The following is a 25,939-nucleotide window of genomic DNA, read 5'->3' on the forward strand; positions in this document are numbered from 1 at the left end:
CTTCTCCCCGTCACTATACGGGGAGAAGGTGCCGGCAGGCGGATGAGGGGCGGCGCCAACGTTGGCAAGATCAACGAACGACGGGAGAGAGACATGGTCACCGACAGTCTGCTAAAAACCTATGCCGAGTCCGACGCACTCGACCTTGCGGCACTTGTGAAGCGGGGCGACGTTTCACCGGCGGAACTGGTCGAGGCGGCGATCACGCTGGTCGAGCGGCTCAACCCGGCGCTCAATGCGGTCATCCATCGCCTCTACGACATGGCGCGGGCGCAGGCCGAGACGGTCGACACATCAGCGCCCTTCGCCGGCGTGCCGTTCCTGCTCAAGGAGCTGGCCTCGTCCTGGACCGGGGCACCGAACACCAACTCCTCATTCTACCTCAGGGATGTCGTTGCCGATTTCGACACCGAGGTCGTTCGCCGCATGAAGGCGGCCGGGCTGGTGCTGGTCGGCAAGTCGAACGCGCCGGAGAATGGCTGGTCGATCACCACCGAGCCGAAACTCTATGGTGTGACCAAGAACCCATGGAAGGAAGGCATCACCCCCGGCGGCTCGAGCGGCGGCGCTGCCGCGGCCATCGCTTCGCGCATGGTGCCGATCGCCGAGGCCAGCGATGGCGCCGGCTCGATCCGCATCCCGGCCTCCTGCTGCGGTATCGTCGGCCTGAAGCCGTCGCGCGGCCGCGTCAGCCTCGCGCCGTTCGGCGACTATTGGTATGGCGGCGCGTACTTCCTGTGCTGCTCGCGCACCGTGCGCGACACGGCGGCCTATCTCGACGCGGTTGCCGGCGCGCTGCCGGGCGACCCCTATACGCCGCCGGTGCCCGATGGTTCTTGGCTCAGCCTGTCGGCACGGGCGCCAAAGAAGCTGCGCATCGGCTTTTCCGTCACGCCACCCAACGGCACGGCGATCGATGCGGAGGTGAAGGCGGCGGTGCTGGCAACCGTGGCTGCGCTCGAGCGGCTCGGCCACGACGTCGAGGAGCACGATATGCCGCTCGACGCGAACGCTGTGTGGAAGACCTACACCAACATGACCTGCGTGCAGACGGCGGCGACGTTCGACTACCTTGAGACGGTGATCGGCCGGCCGGTGACGCCAGGCGATGTCGAGGCGGTGACTTGGGCAATCATCGAGCGCGGCCGCTCGACCAGCGGCACCAGGCACATCTCCGATGTCGAGCAGCTCAGGCAGGTCGGCCGCGACATCGTCGGCGACCTCGGCGCCTACGATCTCTTCATCACCCCGACCCTGACGCAGCTGCCGCGTCCGTTCGGCTACTACGACATGTCGGAAACCGATATCGACCGCTACAACGCCAAATGGGCGGACTCGGTGTTTGCCTTCCCCTTCAACATCTCCGGCCAGCCGGCGATCTCGCTGCCGCTCGGCTGGTCGAAAGACGGCGTGCCGATCGGCGTGCAACTGGTCGGCCGCTACGGCGACGAGGCAACGGTGCTGGCCGCATCGGCGCAACTGGAGCAGGAGATGCCGTGGAGAGGGAAAAGGCCGGCGGTGAGTGGTTAGGTGCTGGGCACCGCGTGCGGCTTCGAGATTGGCCAAATCGCCCATCGCTTCGTCATCCTCGGGTCTCCGCGACGGAGCTTCGCTCCTGCTCCGCCCGTGGATGACGAAGGTGGGGAGGCTTCGGCCAATCTCCAGCGTGCAGACTCAAAGCCGGCTATCCAATCCTCTCCAGCCGCCTCGGCAGGCGGTTCATCGGCTTGGGCCCGTCCGGTGTGATCAGGAACTGGTCCTCGAGATTGAAGCTGGCGAGGCCGTCTATGTAGAGCGGGATCTCGAAGGCCAGCACCATGCCGGCTTCGATGACGACATCGCTATCGGCGGCGATGAACGGCCATTGCTCCGAGAAGACCGACTGGCCGACGCCATGGCCGAAATGACCGCGGCGGTAGGTGCGCAGCCCTTGCCGCGCTAGGCTGTCGGTGGCGACGCGATGCACGTGGGCGAGCGTGGCTCCCGGAACAAGCGCGGCCAGCCCGTCGTCAAAGGCCCGCTCGGCGATCGCGTGCAGTTCGGCCTGCTCGGCGGATGGCGATCCGAAGGTGAAATTGCGCGACATGTCGGAGGCGTAGCCGCCGACCGTGCAGACCATGTCGCACTTCAGCGGATCGCCAGGCATGGCTTTCGCATCGGTGCTTTTGAGCCGGGCGCCCAGCGTCACATATTCGGCTGTGGCGACCGGATCGGACAGGCCTGACGCGGCCGTGGCGACGCCTTGCCGATAGAGGGCAATGAGATCGCCCTGACGCATGCCGGCCATCGCATCGACCTGCAGCCGCTCCAGCCCAGCTTCCGACAGGATGATGCCTTGCTGGAGCAGATCGATCTCGCGCGGCGACTTGATGGCCCGCAACCTGTCGAGCACGGCCGAGCCGTCGACCATCGTGCAGCCCGGCAGCAGCGCCTGGATGACCGAGAGATCGGCGGCGGGAATAAAATCGAGATCGACGCCGATCCTTGCGCGCTCAAGTCCGAACCCGCTCAGGATCTCCTTCAGTTCGCGGACGGAACGGGCAAGTTCGAATGTTGCCGGCCGGGAAAAGCCAGGCGCCCGGCCAGACGAGGCAAGGCCGGCCTCGACGCGTTGCGCCAGCCCTTGCCCTGCGGTCGAGGCGTCAAGCGTGGCGGTTTCGATCCAGATCGGGTGGCTGCGGATGACGGCATCCGACAGAGCCAGTTGCAGCTGTCCGGCATTGAAATCCGCCACCACGACGCCCATCGGCAGGTCTCGGCCAGCCGGGATGACGACGAAGCCGGCGCCGGCGCGCCGGAACAGTCCCGACGGCCCGATCGAGGCTCCGGTCGAATAGTGGAAGGCCTCAGGCGCGCACAGCACCAGCGCCGCGATGCCGGCGCGGTCCATCAGTTGCGCCGCGCGCTGGCGATCGACAAAGCCTGTCATGGGTTTCTCCACTGTCCGAAGCGGCAACGGAGCATTCCGGGTGCGCACAATCAAGCCGCTGACAGCAGCTACTTGATCGATTCCAGCTTGGCCACGGCGGCGGTGAAGCCGGCCAGCGACACCGGGATGGTGACCGGCTTGCGGGTGACCGATTCCATGCCGATGTTCAGATTGGTCCCGGACTTCATGGCCTTGATGAGATCCGCCGACAGCGGCGTGGCGGCATAGGCGCCGTTCTGGTCGCTGGTCTGGATGGCAATCGTCGTCTTCTGGCCCTGGTCGATCTGGAAGGAGGCGCCGGACGGCAGGAACAGGCCGTGCGGCAGGGCAAGCAGCATGGCGAGGCTGCCATTGCCATTGTCGCGGCGCACGGTCACGGTCAGCACGCGCTGCCCGGTCTTGGCCTCGGTCAGGTTCTGCGACACCTGGCACTGAAGCTCGGTGGTCGCCGAACCGGAGGAGCAGTTCACTGCCCACGGATTGGCATCGGCCGGTTTTGCATTGGTTTCAGCCGGCTTTGGCTGGGCCGGCTTGGCATCTTCGGCAAGGGCTGGGCCGGCGGCCAGACCAAGCCACAGGGCGGCCAGCCCCGCGGCCACGCCAAGTAAATTAGATCGAGCTAAAGTAAGTGCCATGTTGTTTTGCCGGATGCCTTGCATGTTTCCTCGCCGCGCCCGGTATTCTCCCGAGCATGGCTTGATACAACACTCGCGACTGTTCCGAAAGCCGAGCCGGAGGCAAGCAAGCCGGCGAAATTACTGTGACCTTTCGGATACATCGGACAATTTTGCAGGAAGCCCTCAGAAATCGAAGCGCCAGAGACTCGCTATACAATAGAATTCGAGTAAGAGTTTGCACGGGGCGCGTGTAGTCCCCGAAGGACTCGCCAGGGATGGGAACTACCGAGACTTCTCGGCAAGTTGGTGAGATAGCGGCGCGTGGGGAGGATTTCCACGTTCGCGCTGGCTATCGCCGTTCGCAAATCGCCAGGCATCTTTGGAAGACGACGGCGCTGACGACGCTGGCGCTCGGTCTTTCCGGTCTGACCGCCCATGCCGATCCGAACGGCCTGTGGCAGCCGCAGATCCGCGCCATCATTGGCGCCGACAACAATGGCGGCAACGCCGCGCTCGAAGGTTTCATCCCGCTCAAGCAGACGGCTGAATCCGTGCTGTTCCTGGATGTCCGGGCCAAGCACGATTTCAAGGATGGTTCCGGCCAGGATGTCGGCCTCGGCATTCGCCGCATCGTCAACCCTGACCTGATGATCGGCGGCTACGCCTATCTCAACATCGAGAACTACAACTCCACCCAGTTCACCGCCGCCACGCTGGGCGCCGAGGCGATCACGCCACATTTCGATGCGCATGTGAACGTCTATCTGCCGATCAAGGGCGATTCGACGGATCACTCGACCAGTTCGACCCTGTCGATGGTCAGCAACCAGCTGATCGAGCAGATCTCGGTCCTCGACGACCGCGACTACGCGGCGTGGGGCATCGAGGGCGAGATCGGTGCGCAGGTGCCGGTCGCCCTGCCCGACAAGCATTCGCTGCGGCTCGACATCGGCGGCTATCATTTCGAGGATCCGCATGGCGACGACGGCAGCGTCACAGGCGCCAAGGCCGGGTTCGAGTATACGATCGGCGATGTCTTCGGCAGCAACACGGAACTGGTCTTCGCCGGCGAGGTCCGCAACGACAATCGCGACGACACCCAGTTCGCCGGCAGCGTGCGGCTGAACATCCCGTTCAATCCCGGCAGCGGCTCGGCCAATGGGGCCGACAGCGGGCCGGAGCCGGTCTATCCGGTCAGCGAAGGCCTGCGCAAGCGCGTCAACGAACGCGTGCGTGGCGATATCGGGGTCCGCGTCCAGTCGCAGACGCTGACCGGCGGCTCGACGACGCGTGTCGCGATCAACGCCGCCACCAATGCCGCCTTCGGCAAGTTCTATTTCGCCGATGGCGGCCTCGCCGGCGCCGGCACGCTGGCCGACCCGACGACTCTGGACGACGCCGTGACCAAGTCGGGAGCGAACGGCTTTGTCGTCGCGCTTGGCGGCAACGGCAATCTGACGACCGGCGGCGTGACGCTTGCCAATGGACAGACCGTCATCGGCGGCGGCGAAAGCGTCACCGCCAGGCTTTTCGGCGGCGGCACCAGCACCTTCAACCTGGGCGGCAGCGACGGCACGATACACGGCACCAACGTCGCCAACCCGGTCATCACGCTGGGCAACGGCAACACGCTCAACGGCATCACCATCACCGGCGGCGCCGACGGCATTTTCGGCAACAACATCACCGGCGCGACGCTGACCAACGTGACGGTCACCGGTGCGGGCGGCAACGGCGCCGACTTCACCGGCAGCTCGACCGGCATCACCGGCTCCAATTTCACCGCCACCGGCAACGGCCTCGACGGTCTGCATATCGATGGCGACGGCACCTACAATTTCACCGGCACGACGCTGCTGCAGGGTAATCTCGACGACGGTCTCGATATCACCGGCAAGGGCACCTACACCTTCGCTACCGTCGATGCGCAGGACAATACCGACCGCGGCATCACCGTGCAGGGCACGTCGACCGGCGGGACGTTCACAACCACCGGCGGCACCGTATCGGGCAATGGCGGCACCGCCATCTTCATCGATCCGATCACCGCTCATGTGGTGCTGGACTCGATCAGCCAGAGCGGCGGCACGTCGGGTGTCGTGCTCGAGAATGTCGCGGGCAGCTTCACCGTCAACGGTGCGACGACGATCTCCGACACGACCGGACCGGCGATCGCCATTTCGGCTTCGCCGGCGGCGATCCGCTTCGGCGACATCAACATCACCAATCCCGGCGCCGACGGCATCTCGTTTGCCGGCGTCAATGCGGCGGTGGTCGCCGGCAACATCGTCATCTCCGGACTGGGTGTCGGCACCGGCCTCGACTTCTCCGGATCCAAGACCAGTTTCACCGCCCAGTCGCTCAACATAACCGGCACCGGTGCTGCCGGCCCGATCGGCATCGACCTGACCTCGCCGAGCGTCGGCGGCGCGGTGATCACCATCACCGATGGCGGCGTTATCACCAATGTCGATACCGGCGTGCGGCTGGGCATTGCCGGCACGCCGGGCGCCACGGCCAACGCCGAGTTTACCTTCGGCGGCGGTTCCAGCTCCATCTCCGGCATCACCGCCTCGCTCGATGCGCGCGGGCTCAATGAGGGCAGCGGCCACTACGCCTTCGGCACGACGCAGTTTACCGGCCCGCAACTCTACGACCTGCGCAATTACATCTTCGTCGCGGCCGGGGCTTCGGGCGGCGGCACGTCCATCACCGATCTCGCCTCGATCGATTATGCCGACAGCATTACCGCCAGCGACGCCATCATTGTCCTGGTCAACCGTGGGACGATCGACGACGCCACCGGCTTCTCGCTGAGCGACGGACAGGAACTTGCGTCGTTCGGCAACGGCCGTGAGTTTTCGCTCGGCGGGGTGCCGTTGAATGTCACCGGCACCAACGTCCATCATGACGAATCCATCTCGGATTCCGCGGGCGCGGCAACGCTGACCAGTTCCGGCGGCGGCGATGTCGTGACGCTGGGCAACGGCAACACATTGCTCGATTTCAATATTTCCGGGGGCGGCGCCGCCGGCATCCACGGCCTGGGCATCAATGGCCTGACCGTCCAGGGCGTGACGGTCAGCAATGTCGCAACCGGCCTCTTACTCGATGGAGTGACCGGTACGGTCTCGGTCGACGACCTGACCATCCAGACCGCATCTGAAATCGGCATCGTGCTTGTCGGTTCGAGCGCGACCGTCAATTTCACCGGCAACACCAAGATCACCAACGCCACCAGTGCGGCGCTGTCCGCCAACAATTTCGACGGCATCGCCACCTTCGACGATCTCGACATCACCGGCGGCGGCGTAGGCATAGGCATCGTCGGCAGCTCCAGCGGAACCTTGACCTTCGGGGTCGGGAGTTCCATCGCCAACACGAGCAGCAACGCCTTCTCCATCAGCAACTCGACGCCCAACGTCACCTACAACGGCACCATCAACCAGACAGCTGCTACCAGCGCGGTGTCGATCTCCGGCATGAGCGGCGGCAGCGCCACGTTCGGTGGAGCGATCACCGCCAGCACCGCCACCGCCTTTGCGATTAACCTGAGCGGCAACACCGGCGGCACAATCAAATTCACCGGCGGGCTGGATCTGACCACGACGACCGGCACCGGCTTCAGCGCCACCGGGGGCGGCACGATCACGGTCGCGGCCGCAGGCACGGAGCAGATCACCACCGGCACCGGCCACGCGATCAATCTCGACGGCGTCACCATCGGCACTGGCGGCATGGCGTTCGACAGCATCACGACAGGCGTTGCGCAAGCCACGGCGCTCAATTTCAATGCCGTCTCGGGCGGCCAGTTCCTGGGTGGCAATGTCACCATCGGCGGCACCGGTGGCGGCATCGACGGCCTTGCAATCAACGCTTCGTCATCGACCTTCACCATCACCAATCTGGTGACGACCAATGTCGCGGGCACCGATGTCAGCCTGACCAACAACACGGGCTCGATCACGATCCTCGGTGGCACCATCGCCAATTCGGGCGCTGGCGACGGTGTCGTCGTTTCCGGCGGCAGCGCGACAATCGGTGTGGCGGCCAACATCTCCAGCTCGGCAACCGTGCCAGGCATAGCGGTCAAGGTCGACGGCACCACCGGCGGCTCGGTGACCTTCAGCGGCAGCGTCACCTCGACCGGCACCGGCAATCTTTTCGCGATCGGCTCGACGCTGCCCCCGGTCGGCGGCGCGATCAGCTTCATCGGCTCGACGCTGTCTGCGACGGGCGGCGGTGGCGCCGTCGTCACCGGCCTTGCCGGAACCGCGACGCTGAACGTCACAGCTCCGCTGTCGATCACCGGCGCCACTGCCACCGGCCTGGCCGTCGCCAATGTCGCCAGCACCGCATCGGCGACCTTCGGGGCGGTGACCGTGTCGGGCGCCACGGGCAATGGCATCGACATCACCAACAATGCCGGCGCCGTCACCTTCGGCACCACCAGCGTGACGATGGGTTCGACCGTCGGTCCAGCCGGCATCAACTTCGCCCTGACCAATGCCGATGTCACATTTGGAACAACCAATGTGACGATGGGCTCCGGCGCCAACCAGACCGGCATCGACTTCAGCGGTTCATCGACCACGGCCGATTTCGGCGTGACGACGATCACCGGCACCGGCGACCTCACCTCGCGCGGCATCGACCTGTCATCGACGACGGGCAACAAGACCATCACCTTCCTGCGCGGCTCCAGCATTTCCAATGCTGGTGTCGGCGTCGAACTGTCGTCGGGCGGCACGACGGCGACGTCGGCCAACGCCAACTTCACCTTCGGCGACGGCGACGCGACTGTGCTGCAATCCTCGATCACAGCGGCCAGTGGCGGCTACACGGTCAACACGGGCGGGCTCGATCCGACGCTCGGCAATTATGATTTCGACGATGTCGCCTTCACCGGCAGCGCCAATCTGGCCAGCGCGGTCGGCGGGGTCGTCATGATTTCCCAGGACGGTGGCATCGTCCACGCCAACACCGACGGGCTCAGCGCCGACGTGACCACGGTCACGGCTGCCGAAGCCGATGCCATGACCGGCACACTGACCTTCGCCTTTGTCGGCACGGTCGATCTGAGCGCCACGCCGTTCACGCTCGATTCGGGCCAGTCGATCACCGGCTTCGGCAACGGCAGTTCGATCATCACCTCCGGCACCATCCAGCCGATCAATGTCCAGGGCAATCTCGGCGCCACCGGCGGCAACGTCACCGGCAATGAGGGCGTGGTCAAGAGCACGGGCGGCGATACGTTGCAGCTGCTCGGCAGCAACCAGGTGCGCGACACCGCGTTCGACTTCACCGGCGGCAGCGGTTCGGTCTTCACCATCGACCAGAATGCCGGCGGCTTCAGCAATGTCGGCGGCATCGTCATCCAGGGCGTCACGGTCAGCAATGTCGCCACCGGCCAGACGGCGTTCAAGGTCGCCGGCCTCGACAGCAATTTGTCGATCACGGACAACAACGTCAACGTCGCCGGCACGCTGCTCGACGTCGATGGCGGCGCCGGCAACATCACGGTCACGCGCGGCACCTTGCCCAACAGCGGACCGGCGGGCACGCTGACCGGCGGCGGCATCTCGATCGCCAACCGCACCGGCGGCACGATCAACTTCACCGACAAGGTGACAGTCAACGGCAATGGTGCCTCGCTTACCGGCAATGCCGGCTCAACTGTCACCTTCGCCGATCTGGACATCACCACATCGGGCGCGACGGCGTTCAGCGCCAGCGGCGGCGGCACGGTCAATGTCGTGACCGGCACGATCAACGCCACCAACGCGCAGGCGGTGGCGCTCGACGGCATCACGGCCGGTATCAACTTCGCCTCGACAAGTGCGACTTTCGCTTCCGGCAGCGGCATCGACCTGCAGAACCTGGCCGGCACGGCAAGCTTCGGCACCGGTACGCTGACCAACACCGGTTCGGGCACGTCGTTCAATGTCGGCTCGGCGATCGCCGGCAGCGGTGGCAACGCGACGATTTCCTATGGCGGCACGATTGCCAGCAACGGAACGGGCGCTGCGGCGTCGATCCAGAGCATGACCGGTGGCTCGGTGACGCTGTCGGGTAATCTGACCGATACCAATGCGGCCGCCGGCGGCAACATCGTCGTTGCCGGTAACGACGCAGCCGCGATCACGTTCTCGGGCGCGACCAAGCAGATCAATTCGGGCGCGACGGACGGCGTGAGCTTGGGCATCATTGGCAATTACGGCTCAGGCGCCCCGGCACTCAATACCAACAGCACGATCGACTTCACCCATGGCGGCCTTGATATATCGACAATGGCCGGGGCGGGCTTCGTCGCAATTGGCGATTTAGGCCCGGCTGGCGCAACCTCCACCATTATTACCGTCACCGGCGCGGGCAACAAGATCAATGCCGGCAGCGACGGGCTTGCTGTGTATGGTGCCAATGTCGGCAGCGTCGGCATTACCTTCGACAGCATCTCGGCGGACTCCACGATTCCCCTTCCCGGCGACCCCGGCGGTGCCGGCGTGACGCTGTTGGGCGCCAATCTCGTCGGGGATGTCAACATCGGCGGCCTGAGGGATACTGGATACACCGGCGCCTGGCTGTACGCCCTGAGTGGCACCGGAGAGGTCAATTTCACCGGGACGATCGATCTCGACGTCCAGTATGCCGGGTTCAATATCGGCGGTCCCGAGGTTGGTACCGTCAACATCGCCAATGTCGCCGGATCCACCCTGACCATCGATGGCGGCCAGTTCGGCATCATACAGAGCTCGCAGGGCGGGACCGTCAACGTCGGCATCAACGGCAGCGCCAGCATCACGAACACCACCCTCTCGGCTATCAGCCTCGGCGGCGGCAATGACCTGGCCTTCACCACGCTGACCTACAAAGGTTCGATCACGGTCGGTGTGGGCGCGGTGTTAAGCGCCACGGGCGATGCGACCCGTCTGAACATGAGCGGTTCCGTCGTTTCCACCACGTCATCGACGGCCTTCGACTTCTTTGGCCATGCCGAAGGCATATACGATATTTCGAGCACCATCGATCACAGCGGTGGCGTGGGTGTCGCCATCGGCGGCTCGGCCAACGGCACGGTCACCTTCTCTGGTACGTCGAAGATATTCAACACCGGCGCCAACGATGCCATCGTCAAGGCACCGTCGTACGTGATGGACCCGCAGACCAAGGGCACTCTCGCCTTCACCAATGGCGGCCTTGTCATCACCACCAGCAGCGGCGCCGGCTTCACCGCCAGCACCTTCGGTTCGGGAACAGTCAGCGTCACCGGCGCCGGCAACACCATCACGACCACGAACGGCGGCACGGCGCTGAAGCTTGGCGACGCGACGGCGGTCGTCGCCGGGGCGAAAGGCGCGACGGTCGGCGCCGGTGGTATCAAGTTCGATACGATTTCGGTCAATGGCGCGGCGACCGGCATATCGCTCAACAATGTCAGCGGCGGCATAATCGATCTCGGCACGGTCAACCTGCTAGGCATCACCGGTGCCAATGCGCGCGGTGTCGACATTTCCGACACGCTCGGCTCGACGTTGAATTTCGCCAGCCTGAACATCGGGCTTGGCGCGGCGAACACGATCGGTCTCGACCTCAACGGCGCGTCGCTCGGCGCGAGCAACATCACCGCTGGCGATTTCGACGTCGACGGCGGCGGTTTTGCCGGCACGATCGGCATCGACATGGCCGACACGACCGGCACCGGCACGATCCAGCTCGGCGACACGGTCAACAACAATCCGGCGGGACAGACCTCCAAGATCGAAAATGTAGGCTATGGGGTCCAGTTCTCCAGCGCCACCAACGCCCAGCTCGTGTTCGGCGACGGCGCCGGCCCGGCCGAATCGTCGATCAAGACCACAGGCGGCCAGGTCATCCACGCCACCGACACTTTGCCGACCAACGGCGACTACAATTTCAGCGACGTCAATTTCGATGGCGACATTTCGAACCTGTCCTCCTACAAGGTCTACTATGTCACGGCCGATGCCACCGCCCTTGGCGACGGCAGTCTGCTCAATCCAGGCACCTACGCCAACGCCCAGACGTCTTCGGCCAATGTCATTGTGCTGATCGACAAGACCGTCGACGGCGGCCAGGCGACGATCGACCTCGGCGCGACGTCGTTCCAACTCGATGACGGACAGGTGCTGCTCGCCTTCAAGAGCAACGACGCGGCGATCGATGTCTCGCAGCTCGGGGTCGACACCAGCGCCGGCGCGTCGCCGGCGTTCCACTTCACCACGGTGCAGAATTCGCCCATCATCGCGGCGCCGGCGGGCATCGACACGCTGCGGCCGGTCCTGCAGAGCAACAACGCCACGCAGGTCATCAATCTGGCGACATCAGGCAGCGGCATCTTCACGGGCGGCATCCAGAACCTGATCGTCAGCAATCTCGGTTCCGGTGCGGGCGTTGCCGCCAACGCGACCGGCGCCTCCAGTTTCTTCGTCAGGAACAACACCATCACCGCCGGCGGCAACGCGCTCGATTTCTCCACCACGGGAGCTCCGGCCAATACGCTTCTGCTTTCGATCGACGGCAACACGCTCAGGTCGACCGCGTCCGGCTTGGCTGCGTCGTTCACCGGCCAGAACATCGATGCCGACCTGAACTCGATCGCGATCAGGTCGTTTGCCGGCAATGCGGTGACCGGGGGCGCCGGCAGTGGCGGCATCGCCTTCAGCGATGTCCGCTTCGATTCCGACGGCGCCGGCGGCACCGTCAGCGCCGGCACGCTCGGCATCGGTAACCCAGGCGCTCGCGTCCAGGGCAATGGCCTCAGTTTCACCAACACCAGCGGTACCCTTAATCTAGGCACGCTCAGCCTTGCCAACAATGGCGGCACCGGTGTCATCGCCAACACCAAAACCACCACCTTCACGCTGAACAACACCGGTGGCGTGGTCACCACCACCAACGGCGCGGCGTTCGATCTCGATCCGCTGACCGTCAACATGACGTTTGCCACCGTAAACGCCGGTGGCGGCGCGAGCGGCATCATCTTCGACGGCGTCGCCGGCACCTTCACCGTCACCGGCGCGACGACCATCGGCAACACGACTGGCTTTGGCATCGATGCCGTCAATACCAACACCGGCACCTTCAACTTCAACACGGTGACGGTGAACAATGCCACCGTCCCCAACACAGGCGGCGGCATCCGAGTCCAGACCGGCACGCTCAACGTCACCGGCCTCGCCAACATCGACACGACCAGCGGCGTTGGCCTCTCGCAGGCCGGCGGCACAACCAGCTTCACCAACGGCGTCACCATCGACACCACCGCCGGCACCGGCATTCTCGCCACCGGCGGCACGATGGGCATCACCGCTACGGCTGCCGCCCAGACGGTGAACGCAACCGGCGGCACAGCGATCAATCTCTCCGGTGTCGCCGCCACCATCGCGCTCGATTCGACCTCGTCGGCCGGTGGCATCAACAATGTCAGCCTGACCGATGTCACGGGCATTGTTGGACTTGGAACTGGTGCGCTGAGCGGCGCAACGGGCGCGTCGTTCAATGTCGTCGGCGGCACGGCTGCCGTGAGCTATTCGGGCACGGTCAACAATTCGGGCGCATTCAGTCCGGCGCTGAATGTCCAGAGCCGGCTTGCCGGCGCCGGCCTCGTCGCCCTGAGTGGTAATCTGACGGCCAGCGGGCTGGGCGTATCGCTGAATAACAATGCAGGCGGCACGGTGACGGTGTCCGGCGCCTCGAACAGCTTTACCGGCGGGGGCACCGGCATATCGATCACCGCCAACACCGGCGGCACCTACAACATCAGCGGCGCCAGCTATGCCATCGGCATGAGCGGCGGCGGGCTTGGCGTCAACATTGCCGGCAACAGCGCCCCGGTGACGGTCAATTTCAACGGCGGCGGGCTGGCGATCGTGACCTCGGCGGGCGCCGGCTTCAATGCCACGGGCTCCGGCACGGTCAGCGTCACCGGCGTGGGCAACTCCATCGCCACGGGCACCGGTGTGGCGATGAACCTGAGCGGCGTCACCGTCGCGGCCACCGGCATGAATTTTTCCTCGACCAGCAACGGCGCCGGCGGCAACAGCGCCGTCGTCCTCACCAACGTGATCGGGTTGGGGACGATCAATCTCGGCGCCGGCACGCTGGTCGGCGGCAGCGCGGCAACCATCGCTGTCAGCGGCGGCACCGCCAACCTCAATTATACCGGCAATGTCAGCCAGTCGAACAATGCCACCCTGGTCAGCGTCACGGGCGGGCACAGCGGCTCGCTCAACTTCGCTACCGGTACGCTGTCGGCGACGAACGGTACCGGCCTGCAGTTCGACAATGCGGACGGCATCTACAGTTTCGTCGGCACGACGACGCTGAATGGCGGCAATGCCAGCGTCGACATCCTCAACGGCTCGGGCGGCACGTTCAATTTCGGCACCGGCACCTCGATCATCAGCCCCAGCGGCACGGCGTTCAACGTCAATGGCGGCACCGCCACCGTCACCTATGCCGGCACGATCACGCAAGCCGCCGCCGGCGAGCGCATGATCGTCGTCGCCGACACCGCCGGCGGTTCGGTGAATTTCACCACTGCCGTGGCGAACGGGCTCAATGACACCGGCGGCACCGGCATTGTGATCGACGGCGCGGCGGGCAGCGTCACCGTCAACAACGCCAGCCTGACGGGCACGGCCGGCATCACCATTCTCGGCGATTCGACCAACAATGCGACCGGCACCTATACCTTCAACAATGTCGCCATCCAGACCGACGCGGGGGCTGCGAACAATGCCTTCGTCGTCGATGGCGACCAGGGCACGCCAGGCAATGACGACGTCAGCGCGGTCGTCAACCTGAACAATGTCGACATCACCAACCCTGGCGGCAATGTCGCCAACATCCGCGGCATGGCCGGCGGCTCGGTCAATTTCGACAGCGCCAGCACGATCACTCGCAACGACGGCGGGCTGGGCATTGCCGTGCTCAGCAACGCCGGCGGCATCATCAACTTCGGCGGCGCGATCAAGACGCTCTCGACCGGCGTCAACGCCGCCGTCATCCTGACCAGCAACCCCGGCGCGACCATCAACTTCACCAATGGCGGGCTGGTTATCAACACAACGAGCGGCGGCGGCTTCAGCGCCACGGGCGGCGGCACGGTGACGGTGCAGGGCACCGGCAACACGATCACCTCCGGCACAGGCACGGCGCTCAACGTCGTCAACACGACGATCGGCGCCAGCGGGCTGAATTTCCAGAGCATTACGTCCACAGGATCGAGCGGCAACGCAGGCATCGTCCTCGACAACACCGGCTCAGGCGGCGGGCTGACCGTCACAGGAACGGGCTCGGCAGGCTCCGGCGGCACGATCGCGAACAAGACCGGCGGCGATATCCTCAACGGCAACACCGCAGTCGGGAACACCACGTCCGGCACAGGCGGCACCGGCATCTTCCTGCGCAGCACGGCGAACGTGTCGCTGACCAACATGCAGCTCAACGACTTCTCCAACTTCGCTATCTACGGCAAGACGGTTACCGGCTTCACGATGACCGGCACGACCATCAGCGGCGTGAACGGCTCCAACAACGCCGGCAATATCGAAGAAAGTGCCATTCGCTTCGACAATCTGCTCGGCAGCGCCTCGATCACCGGTTCCAGCATCAGCGGCGGCGCTTACGGCAACCTCGCCGTCTGGAACACCAGCGGCACGCTGAATCGGCTGACCATGAGCGGCAACACGTTCGGCCTGATCAGTTCGACCCTCGGCAACGATAATGTCAGCTTCACCGTCTACAACGGCGCAACCGCGAATGTGACGTTGGATAGCAACACGTTCTCCGGCACGCGCTCCGACTTCTTCGAGGCGGTCGCCAACAACAATGCGACCATGGATGTGGTCGCTACCAGCAATATTTTTCACAATGGCCAGACGATCATACCGGGCGGCGGCACCGCAATTTCGGTGCGCAGCGGCTCTGCCGGCAACACGTCCGCCGCGACGACGACCTTCAACATCTCGAACAACGTCAACAGCGATGGTGGGGCCAACGCCTTCGACACGGTCGGCATCTTCGTCGCCAAGGGCCAGGACCTCGGCACGATGACCGGCAAAATCGTCGGCAACACGCTGGTTGCCAAAACGGGCTCGAATTCCGATGGCATCTTCGTCCGTGCGGCAGGCGCGTCCGGTTCACTGACCACGCTTATCCAGAACAACACCATCACCGGCTGGGGCTTTGCCGGTATCCACCTGCAGAACAATGATGGTGGCGCGACGATGAACGCGTCTGTATTCGGCAACAGCGTGACGGCAACGGGTAGTGCATTCCCATTTGCCGCGTTGTTTGCCGACAATGGCGCCACTGCGACGGATACAAGTACGATGAACCTCGTGCTTGGCGGTGCTGGTACGCAGCAAAACACCTTCGTCGGCGGGCCAAATGCAGTGGTGGACGTCAGCTTAAGCAACTTCAATGCCAGCACCGACTTTAACCTGTCTCGCAATGGCTCGGCTGCAGGTGCAGCTGCAGGCGTCGTACAGGACGACAATGTCGGTACACCGACAGTCGACACGTCGGGCGGCGCGGGGGTAATCGATCTTGTTGGCACGCTGCCGCCGACCCCACCCTGATCAAAGTCGCCGTCTATTCAACCTATGAAATCGGGCTTCTCAGCGGAACGCCGTCCATAATGGCGCCGGGAAATGCGGCGCCAATCAACGGTAGCGACGCAATTGCGTAAGGAAGCGCGAACTTTAATAAAACCAAAGTCCAAAAATTTTATTTTATTTATGTCTGACTGACGTTGCGCAATATCACTGTGGTGCGTTAGTATATGGAAACAGTGAGGAGCGGAGATGTCGGAACCATTTCTTTCCGAAATCAGAATCATGTCTTTCGTATTCGCGCCCAAGGGCTGGGCGCTCTGCAATGGGCAGTTGCTGCCTATCAATCAGAACCAGGCGCTGTTTTCGCTGCTGGGCACCACCTTCGGCGGCGATGGCCGGGTGAATTTCGCACTGCCAGACTATCGCGGGCGCGTGCCGATCCATGTCGGCGGCAGCCATACACTCGGCGAGCGCGGCGGCGAAACGGCGCACACGCTTTCGGTCGCGGAATTGCCGTTTCATAGCCATGTCGAGCAGGCCACCACCGCCAATGCCGACACGCCAGTGGCCACCGGCAATTTGCTCGCAACCGTCGCCAACACCTATACGCCGCCCGGGAACGTCACGGCGATGGATCCCAGTACGCTGGCCCCTGTCGGCAACAACCAGGCGCATTTGAACATGCAGCCATTTCTGACGCTGAGCTTCTGCATCGCCCTGCAGGGCATTTTTCCGTCGCCGAATTAAGGGAGCGCAGCCATGGGACAACCCTTCGTTGGCGAAATTCGCATGTTTGCCGGCAATTTTGCGATAGCCGGCTGGATGTTCTGCGAAGGGCAGCTGCTGCCCATCTCGGAGAACGAGACGCTTTTCCAGCTGATCGGCACCACCTATGGCGGCGATGGCCAGAGCACATTCGCGCTGCCTGATCTGCGCGGCCGTTTGCCGATCCATCAGAGCACTGATTTCATTCTTTCTCAGAACGGTGGCGTGGAAGAAGTCACGCTTACGCCCCAGCAGATCCCTTCGCACACGCATCAGTTCCTTGCTTCGCTAAACAATGCCGGGGCAAGCACCCCAACCGGCAACATGACCGGCCAGGTCGGCGCGTCGCAAATCTATCGTGAGGTGCCTGCGGCCGCGCCGATGTCCCCGCAGACCGCCGGGCAGACCGGCGGCAGCCAGCCGCATACGAACTTCCAGCCGTATCTCTGCGTCAATTTTATCATTTCGCTTTTCGGCATCTTTCCGTCGCCGACCTGAGAGGACATCATGGCTGACCCATTCGTCGCCGAAATCCGAATCTTTCCCTTTAATTTCGCGCCCAAGGGCTGGGCATGGTGCGATGGGCAATTGCTGCCGCTGTCGCAGAACACCGCGCTGTTTTCGTTGCTCGGCACCACTTATGGCGGCAACGGCAAATCCAACTTTGCCCTGCCCGATCTGCAAGGCCGCGCTCCGATGCACCCGGGACAAGGACCGGGGCTTTCGCTGCACGATCTCGGCGAGCCGGGGGGTTCGGAGACAGTGTCGTTGCTGATATCGGAGATGCCGCAGCACGGGCACAATTTGATGGCCAACGTCAATCCCGCCAATCTGGCGGCGCCAAGTCCCGCACGATCCTTCGCGCGGACGGCTCCCGGGCAGTCCTACTCTGCGACGGCCACTTTGACGCCGCTCAGCGATCAGGCGGTACGGCCGATCGGCGGCGACCAACCCCACAACAATATGCAGCCCTATCTCACGTGCTATTTCTGCATCGCGCTGCAAGGCGTTTTCCCTCCAAGAGGCTGATACCGCGTCAACAGGGCAGGACCAACACGATGGCCAAGACAGCAGCACCAAAATCGCCCGCGCCAGGCGGCGAAACCGAGAAGGCCGCCGCGAGCGCCACGGCCACTTCGCCGACAGCGCCCGCTTTCCAGAGCATGCCGGGCGGCGCGCCCTTCTTCGAACTGTCGCGGCTGATGGTCGTGGCCATCGATACGTCGGCCGGGCGCCTGATCCAGAAGGCGCAGACCGCGCCGAACGGGCCATGGCCCGCAGCCTGGTCGATCATCGCTCCAGGCACCTTCGTGCAGATGACGGCCGGCATCACCAAGGATGGAAGGGTGGCTGTCGTTGCCCAACTGACGGGCAGCCCCAACCTGTTCTTCATCACCGAGGACGCCAACCAGGTCGGCCCGATCGACAAATGGACCGCTCCCATGAACATCGGTGCGCCGGCCGGCGCAGTCAGCTACTCCGGTTTTTCGATGGCGCGCGATGTCGATGGCCGCATCGAACTCTTCGTCCTCGACAACCAGGCGCGCATCTGGTGGATCTACCAGAACCCGGACCAGATCGTGCAAGTGCAGAAAACCATCACGCCGCCGGGCACCACGACGCCGATCGTCGTCACCGTCGAGGAACGCGTTCCGCCTGCCCAGATGTGGAGCGACTGGCTGCAGATTCCGGGCGGACTGGTGTCGATCTCGGCGATACGCCAGGCCGACGGGACCATCGCGCTGTTCGGCATCAATTCGGGAGCCAACCTCTACCGCTGCCAGCAGAAGACGGCACAGGCGCTGAAGGTTACCGATTGGACGGGCTGGACGCAGATCGACACTTCAGGCACCGGCGGGTTCACCGCAATGGCGCCGATTGTCGGTCCGCTGGGTGCCACCAATCTGTTCGCCTTGACGAAGAGCGGCCAGGCCCTGCACACGCGCCAGAAGCCGGCCGGAACCGCCACATGGACGCCCTGGGCGACGACCGGTTACAGCCGGGTCGGCAAATATACGCTGGCTTCCGGCATCGAAGGCAATGGCGACATAATGCTTGTCGCATCTGACGTACAGCATGTGCACGCGTTCAACACCCAGTACGACGCTGCCACGCAGAACTGGTCGGGATGGCGCGACTTCAACGCTTCCAGCTCCAACACGCGGCTGATGCTCGATTACAATGCCGATGGCCGCCTCGCCGTGTTCAGCCTTTCGAGCGGTGCAGCCGGCAACAGCAACTCGCTGTGGACGCTGTCGCAGATGAGCATCGACAGCACCGAGTGGGAGTATTCCTGGGTGTCGCTTGCCGACAGCAACGTCAGCCAGGCCATCGTCGTGCGCGATCTGACGCCGCCGGTCTGACGGTTGATTTCCGGCAGCGTGGCGGAAGGCAAGCAGGCCCGTCCGGTCTGGCCCCGGTCTGACACGGCCGGGCTCCGCTTTCGTGCGGCAGTGGAGGCGGACTTGCCGTTCCTGTCGCGACTCTATGCCTCGACCCGCTTCGAAGAACTCGCGGTGACGTCGTGGAGCGAGGCGCAGAAGGCCGAATTCCTCGGCATGCAGTTCCAGGCCCAGCACGCGCATTACCGAAAACACTATCCCGAGGCCGATTGGCTGGTGGTGGAACGCGATAGCGACGACATCGGCCGCCTCTATATCGAGCGCTGGCCAAGCCAGCACCGCATCATCGACATCGCCTTCCTGCCGCATCATCGCCGCAAGGGTTACGGCACCGCGCTGCTCTGCGACCTCATCGGCGAGGCATGGTTAGCCGGCAAATCAGCGTCGATCCATGTCGAGAAGCACAATCCGGCGAGACGGCTTTATGTCGCGCTCGGCTTCGCGGTCGTCGAGGACAAGGGCGTTTATGACCTGATGGCGTGTGCGCCGCCGGGGGGCGACGATCTATGATCGTCGGAACCGATTTGTTGGCAGATGCGATCATTGTCTATGGTCATCGTTTGCGCTGCCTCTCACCTGCCTGCCGGCATCCTCTCCCCGTATAGTGACGGGGAGAGGGACGCTTTCATCGCGGATTTCGCCAATCTCCAGCGTTGCAAGAAAGGCGCCGGCGTCGCAGCCAGCCACTCTCGCCCCGTTTACGGGGCGAGATGTCCGGCAGGACAGTGAGGGGCGGCGCCGGCGGCAAGGGTTGTCGCATCAGGCCCTGTCACGATGCGATAGGCCTGCATGCAGCCCAAAACTGAGTCCTAATTGAACACCGCCTCGTACAGCCGCCCCGTCGCATCGGCGGCAACCGGCACGATGAAGATCTCGTGGCTGCCGCTTTCCCCGGTGAAAAGATAGGTCGCCTGCGGCAGTGCGATGTCGCGCGGGCCTTTGAACAGCAGCGAGAAACCGCCACCCGGGCGCGGGCTGGCGGCGATGGGCTTGACCGCGCTCAGTTCGAGCGGGATCTGCTGGCCGCCGGCTTCGACGGTGAAGGTTTGGTTCTGCTCGAAATCCGACACCGACGCCATTCCGTTTGCCTCAATCTGTCCGCCGGAGCGGTTCAGCGTTCGGATCGCTGATCCGATCCGGCTTTTGTTTCTTCGCAATCGCCAGGGGAAAACCGCTCCACACTTTTCCTGAAATTGCTCCAACGGAGGCACTGTCGCCGCTTCGCCGCAAGCTGTCCAGAGGCGGGCAGGCTGGCGGTCGTGTTCCCCAAAAACAATCGACCGCCGCAATCCCAAAATACAGCACCGCCTGTCCTTTTATGCGCGCGAGAGACGCTGTAGTACTTCGTTCCTGCGCGGGATTCCTTTCGACCCAAGATCAGCGCAAACAAGCATAGATCCCGGCTTCGGGACCATTGGCAGCCTGATGGGCGTGCGGGAGACGGATGATGGCTGATGCAAAGACGGAAGTGACGGGCGACGCGATGCCGCTGTTCTATTCGAGGCCCGAGGCGCTCAACCCGGCGCGGCACGGCTCGCTGGGCCTGACTGCACGTAGCGATTTCGGCTTCGCCCGCTCAGCGCACGCCATTCCGGTGGTGGCGTCGGAAATGCCGGCGGCGATGCGCTCCTACCCGATCGTCTTCATCGGCCCGGCCAAGGCGCCGGTGATCATCACCGGCGTGCGCCAGAACGAGAATCTGTTCGTCGATGCCGAAGGCAAATGGACCGCGCCGCACTACATCCCCGCCTATGTCCGCCGCTATCCCTTCATCCTGGCCGAAGACCCGACATCGGCCGGCCGGCTGACGCTGTGCGTCGAACGGGCCAGCGACCGCATCGTCGACCAGTTGCTGGCGCCGTCCCGCGATGACAAGATCCTGCCGTTCTTCACCGGCAACGAGCCAACCGAAGCGACCAAACAGGCGCTCGCCTTCTGCAATCAGTTCCAGATCGACTTCCGAGCCACCCGCGAGATGGTCGAAAAGATCGATGCGCACGGCCTGTTTTCGCCACGCCAGAGCAAGGTGACACTGGAAGGCGGCGAGGTGCTCAACCTCACCGATTTCCAGGTGATTGACGAGCCGGCCTTCAACAAATTGAGCGACGAGGCGTTTCTCGACCTGCGAAAATCAGGCGCGCTCGGCCTGCTCTATTGCCACCTCGCCTCGACCAACAGCTGGACCTCGCTGGTGCATCAGGCGTCGCTGCGGAAGGCGGGGCGGCCATCGACCTGATTTCACCCTGGCTCGCACTAGATTGATCGTGACAACAGCGCAAGTGATCAACTTGAGGAAACAGTGATAGTTCCGTCTTCAGGGCCGCTTACGATGGTCTCCTCGAAGTAATTATTTGTGATCCGAACATAGTATTCTCCGGTCAGAGCGCCGGATTCCGCTTTAAGCTTAAAGTTAATTGTTGTTGTGTCTTCAATGTTAGTGTCGTTGCCGTTGATCAATAAACATGAGGCTATGTCTGAAGTGTCAGCATAAATAAAGTCGATTACCAAGTACTCTGTGTCGTTAAACCAGCCACGGTCTGGGGAGACCGTCACGCTCACAGTAATCGGCTCTCCGGCTCTTACAGCATTCCCTTCAGGTGTATCGACGCGCACTATATCTACTCTTGCCATGATCCATCTCCCTTTGGCATTCTCAAATGACAATCGGGAACGCTAGTCGAGATCGCCGCGCCCGTTGCGGTTCATGGCGCCACCGGACCGCCCCATCGCACCGCCAGACCTGCCCATGGCGCCGCCCGATCGCCCCATCGCACCACCAGATCTTCCCATTGCTCCACCCGACCGACCATACGAATGCGGGTCCAGCTCTGCACCCAACAGAACATCTTCGAGCGTTCCCGTGTCGAGCTCCAGCCGCATTGTCAGGTCACTCTTGTCGTACACCCAGACCTGCATTCCGCGCGCAAACGAGCCTATCTGCGATGACAGTCCGGTATAGGCAGGGTCGCTTGGACCGCGGCTCATGACCTTCAGATCGGTGTCCGCCGGAGCTGGATAATCAACCGCGGTGCCAGGCCCATGAACAAGAAGTATGGTCGGTCTGGCCAGCTCGTAGAACTGCGCCTCGAAGGTGAACGCATAGATCCTTGCCAGCAGGCTGCCCGAGGCGTCGATCTGGTTCTGCAGGAATCTGTTATTGCCAGGTCTTGGAGGCCGTCCCCCATCGATCCTCTTCTTCAGCTTCAAATCTTCAAGAACTCTACCGAACAAGTGTATGGCCGAGGTATTTAAAATGGTTTCAGTTATCATGGATCACCCCATCCTCTGCAATGTCGATCAAAGCTCGGCGCCACTTCTGGACATCCAATATTTCTCGAAATAGCTCATATCCGGGAGACGCACCTGATCCCGTGGACGAGCGGTTCGACCCTCATGAACATGGCTCTTTCGGTCTGGCTTCGTCAGGCGAGGCCCGGCACGGTAGCGAAAAATCCCTCTTCGGTCGAAATCCCGGAAGATGATGCTTGATAGTTCTCCTCCGGTCACACGGTCGTCGACCGCGAGCATCGTTCTCGCCACGTCACGATAGTCCAGGAAATCCGGGGCGAGAGCCCACAGCGTCTCGGCGAGATAGGTACCCACGATATCGCGCGCGTCGAGCAGCGCTTCGACGAAACCGTCTGGATTGCGCGTGAAATCGCGGTCAAAGACTTTCTGGAGCGGCGCCTCGGCGGTTGGGTAGATCTCGGCGAGGTCGGCAAGATCTTCGGCCTCCGGCGAAATCAGTCCTCGATCCACCAAGCTCTCGTGAAAGACATCGACCAGAATGTCGAATACGGCACCCGTTAGAGGTTGCGACAAGGCATGCTCGTCGGTCCAGCCGTCCGCGAAATCGGCCATTGTCAGCTTGTTGTTGGCCTCGCGTATCTGGCGGTGCGGTGAAAATTCCGAAAAGCGAGAGAGTTGATTGGCGATGTAGAGGTTCCCACGCGTCACCGTCAGAACGTTTTCGATCACGGATGGAAAATGCATGGCCGCGATCAACGAAACGCAGTCGGAAAAGGCTTCCTGAAAGCCCAGATATTCGGGGAACTCAGCTCCCGGCTTGGGTATGCCGAGGACGCTGTAGACGAACGCATGGCCAACCTCATGCGCGATAATATCGAAGTCGAGGCTGAAGGGGAGCGCGCGTCCGTCTTTCGTGAATTGGCTGCCGAGCTCGAGGAAGCCATAGCCGTATTGAGCGTTGTCCCAATCCGGCAGGATCGAGATTTCCAGACGGTCGTGGTGATCGTGGAAATGCCAGACGAGCGGTTGGCCGATGTAACGCTCCCAAACGTCGAGCGTGAAGCGCACGCATCCGAACGCGTGCGCTGCTTCGAAGCCGGGCGTCGAGGGCTGATAGTGATCGAAGTTGCCTTCCTCGTCGGGAATGGCCGGATCGAGGATAGCTCGCGTCCAGGGCGGCAGGGAGATGAAGGGCGTGCCCAACGGACCGTGGTTGACGCCATAGGGCCGCATCTTGTCGGCCGGCTCGACGACATACATGCGATCGTCGGATGGGCCAGGTCCGACACTGCCTCGCGGGGACGAAACCGTAATGATCTCGGGACTTGACGTAGGGTCTTCGAACGGAGGCTGAACGAACAACCTGAACCGGGTACCCATTCCCCACCTCTCGGTTATATTAGTAGCATAACATAATATCCGCGGGATGGCGAGGGCGTTGGTTTGTCGGGTAAATCTTCCTGAAGGCCGATTCTTGATTATCGGCGACAATTTGACTCAAGAACAATGCGTATCGCTACTGCAGCAGCTGGAGCAACTTCTGGTAGCGAGGATGACTACGAACAGAGGCGAAATCGGAATCGTTCTTGAACCAGAGTCTCATCTCGGCGCCAGCCTGCGGCAGCCACGCTTCCAAAAGGTCGATCGAACGTTCGAACTCCCCCAGCAACGCATAGGTACAAGCTGCGTTGTATTGGACGTTGATATCGTTAGGGTCGATCGCCAGAGACCGGTCAAGCCACTTGGCCGCCCTATCGCGTTCACCAAGGAAGGCCAGCACGATAGCCCCTAGGCAGGCACAATTGGCGTTCTCGGGATGCAAACGGAGTTCCTCTTCAGCTCTCTCCAATGCGATTCGTGCATAAAGCTCCGCGTCGTTCTGTTGGCCGAGAGTACGAAAGACGTTCACCAGCATGACCGGTGCGCCGTAATCGGACGGTTTGATTTCCATCGCGCGCATGAAGTACGTGGCGGCGAACTCGAACTGGCCGCCGGTTACGCAAAACTCGGCATAGTAACGATTGGCCTCGTGGCAATTGGCGTCGAGCGTAAGAGCCTGTTCGAACGCCGCCGCAGCCTCGGAACGGCGATCGGCGAGGGACAGGGCAAAGCCCCTGGCTGAATGCGCTTCGGCCAAATTCGCGTCCAGGGCTAGGGCCTTGTCCGCGGTCGCGAGAATGTCGTCCACATGGATCGGTGAGCCGTAGTTCGACTGAAGGCGTACGTCGCAGACCGCCAGACCTGCATAGGCACGGGCATATCCCGGATCGAGCTCAATGGCCCTGATATAGCTTTGTCTGGCCATCAGGTGGTTGGCTCTGGTCGCGATGTGGCTGTAATCGCGCCCTCGAAGGTAATGCGTATAGGCTTCCACATTGTCTGTCGGCGCCTGCTCGATAGCTTTCCTCTCCTCAGGCAGGAGCTTGACCCTGAGCTGCGCCACGACCGCTTTGGCGATTTCGTCCTGCACGGCGAAGATGTCGGTGAGGTCGCGGTCGTAGCGGGCAGCCCAAACGTGTCCGTCCGTGGCGCCCTCGATCAACTCGGCATTGATCCTGACCCGGTTTACCGCCTTGCGGACGCTGCCCTCGACAATGTAGCCGACGCCAAGCTCCCTGGCGATGCGTTCCATCTTGTCGGTCCTGCCCTTGAACGCGAAGACTGTATTGCGGCTGAGCACGAACAGGCCGGAGACGTTCGAGAGGTCGGTTATGATGTCTTCAGTGATGCCATCGCTGAAATACTGCTGGTCGGGATCAGCGCTAAGATTGGCGAATGGCAGGATCGCCACCGACGGCTTGTCGGACCGCACCAGCGTCTGGACGGTTCTGGCCGCAACATGCGTCTCGACATAAGACACGCCCTGGTCCCAGTTGGCGAAGTAGACATGCACCTGCTGGGCAATGTTCTTGACGGTCCTGGTGCCCTGATCGGCGAAGTCGACGCCCAGCTTGTTGCCGACCGCATGGCGCACCGCTTCCGAGCAGGCAATGCCGCCGGGCATCGCGAGGCCCTGCAGCCGCACCGCAAGATTGACACCGTCGCCCTGGAAATCATCACCGTCGACGATGATGTCGCCAAGGTTGATGCCCATGCGAAACTTGAAATGCCGGTCCTCGGGGATGCCGGCATTCCGCTCGGGCATGCCGCGCTGGATCTCGACCGCGCAGCGCGCCGCATTGATTACGCTGCCGAACTCGACCAGAAAGCCGTCACCCATCACTTTGAAGATGCGCCCACCGTGCTTGGTGACGGTCGGATCGAAGAACTCCCGTCGATGCTGCCGAAGGAGATTGAGCGTGTGCTCTTCGTCGACCTCCATAAGACGGCTATAGCCGACCACATCCGCGGCCAGGATCGCCGCCAGCCGACGCTCAACATGCTCCTCGGACATGT

At 62.9% G+C, this 25,939-nt stretch carries 15 protein-coding genes; 8 read left to right on the top strand and 7 right to left on the bottom strand.

From position 1 onward, the window contains the following. The first annotated feature begins 93 nt into the window (after positions 1-93). Positions 94-1,530: an amidase gene (locus EOB49_RS18065; RefSeq protein WP_127381777.1), complete on the top strand. Its 1,437-nt coding sequence runs from the start codon at positions 94-96 to the stop codon at positions 1,528-1,530. Positions 1,531-1,684: 154 nt separating this feature from the next. Here the strand turns inward: EOB49_RS18065 and EOB49_RS18070 are convergent, their stop codons facing one another. Together EOB49_RS18070 and EOB49_RS18075 are read right to left on the bottom strand one after the other, a co-directional pair. Then, a complete protein-coding gene (locus tag EOB49_RS18070; RefSeq protein ID WP_127381778.1) occupies positions 1,685-2,929 on the bottom strand; it encodes a Xaa-Pro peptidase family protein in 1,245 nt (414 codons plus the stop codon). Positions 2,930-2,997: 68 nt separating this feature from the next. Beyond that, positions 2,998-3,564 (bottom strand): invasion associated locus B family protein, encoded by a 567-nt coding sequence (locus EOB49_RS18075; RefSeq protein ID WP_245472744.1) that lies wholly within the window; start codon positions 3,562-3,564, stop codon positions 2,998-3,000. A 257-nt stretch (positions 3,565-3,821) separates the two neighbouring features. On the opposite strand from EOB49_RS18075, the gene EOB49_RS18080 reads away from it, so the two are divergent. The 6 genes from EOB49_RS18080 (at position 3,822) to EOB49_RS18105 (ending at position 19,804) form a co-directional block, all read left to right on the top strand. After that, on the top strand, positions 3,822-16,151 hold the full coding sequence (locus EOB49_RS18080) for an inverse autotransporter beta domain-containing protein (protein ID WP_206526118.1): 12,330 nt from the start codon (positions 3,822-3,824) through the stop codon (positions 16,149-16,151). A 225-nt stretch (positions 16,152-16,376) separates the two neighbouring features. Next, complete coding sequence (locus EOB49_RS18085; RefSeq protein ID WP_127321637.1) at positions 16,377-16,874, top strand: tail fiber protein; 498 nt, start codon at positions 16,377-16,379, stop codon at positions 16,872-16,874. A gap of 42 nt (positions 16,875-16,916) precedes the next feature. Then, complete coding sequence (locus EOB49_RS18090; protein ID WP_245463805.1) at positions 16,917-17,390, top strand: tail fiber protein; 474 nt, start codon at positions 16,917-16,919, stop codon at positions 17,388-17,390. 9 nt (positions 17,391-17,399) lie between these two features. After that, on the top strand, positions 17,400-17,921 hold the full coding sequence (locus EOB49_RS18095; RefSeq protein ID WP_127321639.1) for a tail fiber protein: 522 nt from the start codon (positions 17,400-17,402) through the stop codon (positions 17,919-17,921). Between the two features lie 29 nt (positions 17,922-17,950). Next, on the top strand, positions 17,951-19,255 hold the full coding sequence (locus tag EOB49_RS18100) for a hypothetical protein (RefSeq protein WP_127381780.1): 1,305 nt from the start codon (positions 17,951-17,953) through the stop codon (positions 19,253-19,255). Between the two features lie 18 nt (positions 19,256-19,273). After that, on the top strand, positions 19,274-19,804 hold the full coding sequence (locus EOB49_RS18105) for a GNAT family N-acetyltransferase (protein ID WP_281060561.1): 531 nt from the start codon (positions 19,274-19,276) through the stop codon (positions 19,802-19,804). A gap of 299 nt (positions 19,805-20,103) precedes the next feature. Here EOB49_RS18105 and EOB49_RS18115 read toward each other — a convergent pair whose 3' ends face one another. Next, the gene (locus EOB49_RS18115) at positions 20,104-20,373 is read right to left on the bottom strand and encodes a hypothetical protein (protein ID WP_127381797.1); all 270 of its coding nucleotides are present in this window, start codon (positions 20,371-20,373) and stop codon (positions 20,104-20,106) included. A gap of 368 nt (positions 20,374-20,741) precedes the next feature. Between EOB49_RS18115 and EOB49_RS18120 the strand changes: the two genes are divergently transcribed. After that, on the top strand, positions 20,742-21,530 hold the full coding sequence (locus tag EOB49_RS18120; protein WP_127381782.1) for a SapC family protein: 789 nt from the start codon (positions 20,742-20,744) through the stop codon (positions 21,528-21,530). A gap of 47 nt (positions 21,531-21,577) precedes the next feature. Here the strand turns inward: EOB49_RS18120 and EOB49_RS18125 are convergent, their stop codons facing one another. The 4 genes from EOB49_RS18125 to EOB49_RS18140 form a co-directional block, all read right to left on the bottom strand. Beyond that, positions 21,578-21,925 (bottom strand): hypothetical protein, encoded by a 348-nt coding sequence (locus EOB49_RS18125; protein ID WP_127381783.1) that lies wholly within the window; start codon positions 21,923-21,925, stop codon positions 21,578-21,580. A gap of 42 nt (positions 21,926-21,967) precedes the next feature. Continuing rightward, a complete protein-coding gene (locus tag EOB49_RS18130; protein ID WP_127381784.1) occupies positions 21,968-22,564 on the bottom strand; it encodes a hypothetical protein in 597 nt (198 codons plus the stop codon). 27 nt (positions 22,565-22,591) lie between these two features. After that, on the bottom strand, positions 22,592-23,923 hold the full coding sequence (locus tag EOB49_RS18135; RefSeq protein ID WP_127320981.1) for a hypothetical protein: 1,332 nt from the start codon (positions 23,921-23,923) through the stop codon (positions 22,592-22,594). Positions 23,924-24,059: 136 nt separating this feature from the next. Then, positions 24,060-25,937: an adenylate/guanylate cyclase domain-containing protein gene (locus EOB49_RS18140; RefSeq protein ID WP_127381798.1), complete on the bottom strand. Its 1,878-nt coding sequence runs from the start codon at positions 25,935-25,937 to the stop codon at positions 24,060-24,062. Positions 25,938-25,939: the final 2 nt, after the last annotated feature.

This window comes from Mesorhizobium sp. M7A.F.Ca.MR.148.00.0.0 (assembly GCF_003997735.1).
Taxonomy (GTDB): Bacteria; Pseudomonadota; Alphaproteobacteria; order Rhizobiales; family Rhizobiaceae; genus Mesorhizobium.

Excerpts from the sequence above, each read along its gene's own strand:
- EOB49_RS18065 (WP_127381777.1), top strand. The coding sequence starts at position 94 with ATGGTCACCGACAGTCTGCTAAAAACCTATGCCGAGTCCGACGCACTC.
- EOB49_RS18070 (WP_127381778.1), bottom strand. The coding sequence starts at position 2,929 with ATGACAGGCTTTGTCGATCGCCAGCGCGCGGCGCAACTGATGGACCGC.
- EOB49_RS18075 (WP_245472744.1), bottom strand. The coding sequence starts at position 3,564 with ATGGCACTTACTTTAGCTCGATCTAATTTACTTGGCGTGGCCGCGGGG.
- EOB49_RS18080 (WP_206526118.1), top strand. The coding sequence starts at position 3,822 with ATGGGAACTACCGAGACTTCTCGGCAAGTTGGTGAGATAGCGGCGCGT.
- EOB49_RS18085 (WP_127321637.1), top strand. The coding sequence starts at position 16,377 with ATGTCGGAACCATTTCTTTCCGAAATCAGAATCATGTCTTTCGTATTC.
- EOB49_RS18090 (WP_245463805.1), top strand. The coding sequence starts at position 16,917 with ATGTTTGCCGGCAATTTTGCGATAGCCGGCTGGATGTTCTGCGAAGGG.
- EOB49_RS18095 (WP_127321639.1), top strand. The coding sequence starts at position 17,400 with ATGGCTGACCCATTCGTCGCCGAAATCCGAATCTTTCCCTTTAATTTC.
- EOB49_RS18100 (WP_127381780.1), top strand. The coding sequence starts at position 17,951 with ATGGCCAAGACAGCAGCACCAAAATCGCCCGCGCCAGGCGGCGAAACC.
- EOB49_RS18115 (WP_127381797.1), bottom strand. The coding sequence starts at position 20,373 with ATGGCGTCGGTGTCGGATTTCGAGCAGAACCAAACCTTCACCGTCGAA.
- EOB49_RS18120 (WP_127381782.1), top strand. The coding sequence starts at position 20,742 with ATGGCTGATGCAAAGACGGAAGTGACGGGCGACGCGATGCCGCTGTTC.
- EOB49_RS18125 (WP_127381783.1), bottom strand. The coding sequence starts at position 21,925 with ATGGCAAGAGTAGATATAGTGCGCGTCGATACACCTGAAGGGAATGCT.
- EOB49_RS18130 (WP_127381784.1), bottom strand. The coding sequence starts at position 22,564 with ATGATAACTGAAACCATTTTAAATACCTCGGCCATACACTTGTTCGGT.
- EOB49_RS18135 (WP_127320981.1), bottom strand. The coding sequence starts at position 23,923 with ATGGGTACCCGGTTCAGGTTGTTCGTTCAGCCTCCGTTCGAAGACCCT.
- EOB49_RS18140 (WP_127381798.1), bottom strand. The coding sequence starts at position 25,937 with ATGTCCGAGGAGCATGTTGAGCGTCGGCTGGCGGCGATCCTGGCCGCG.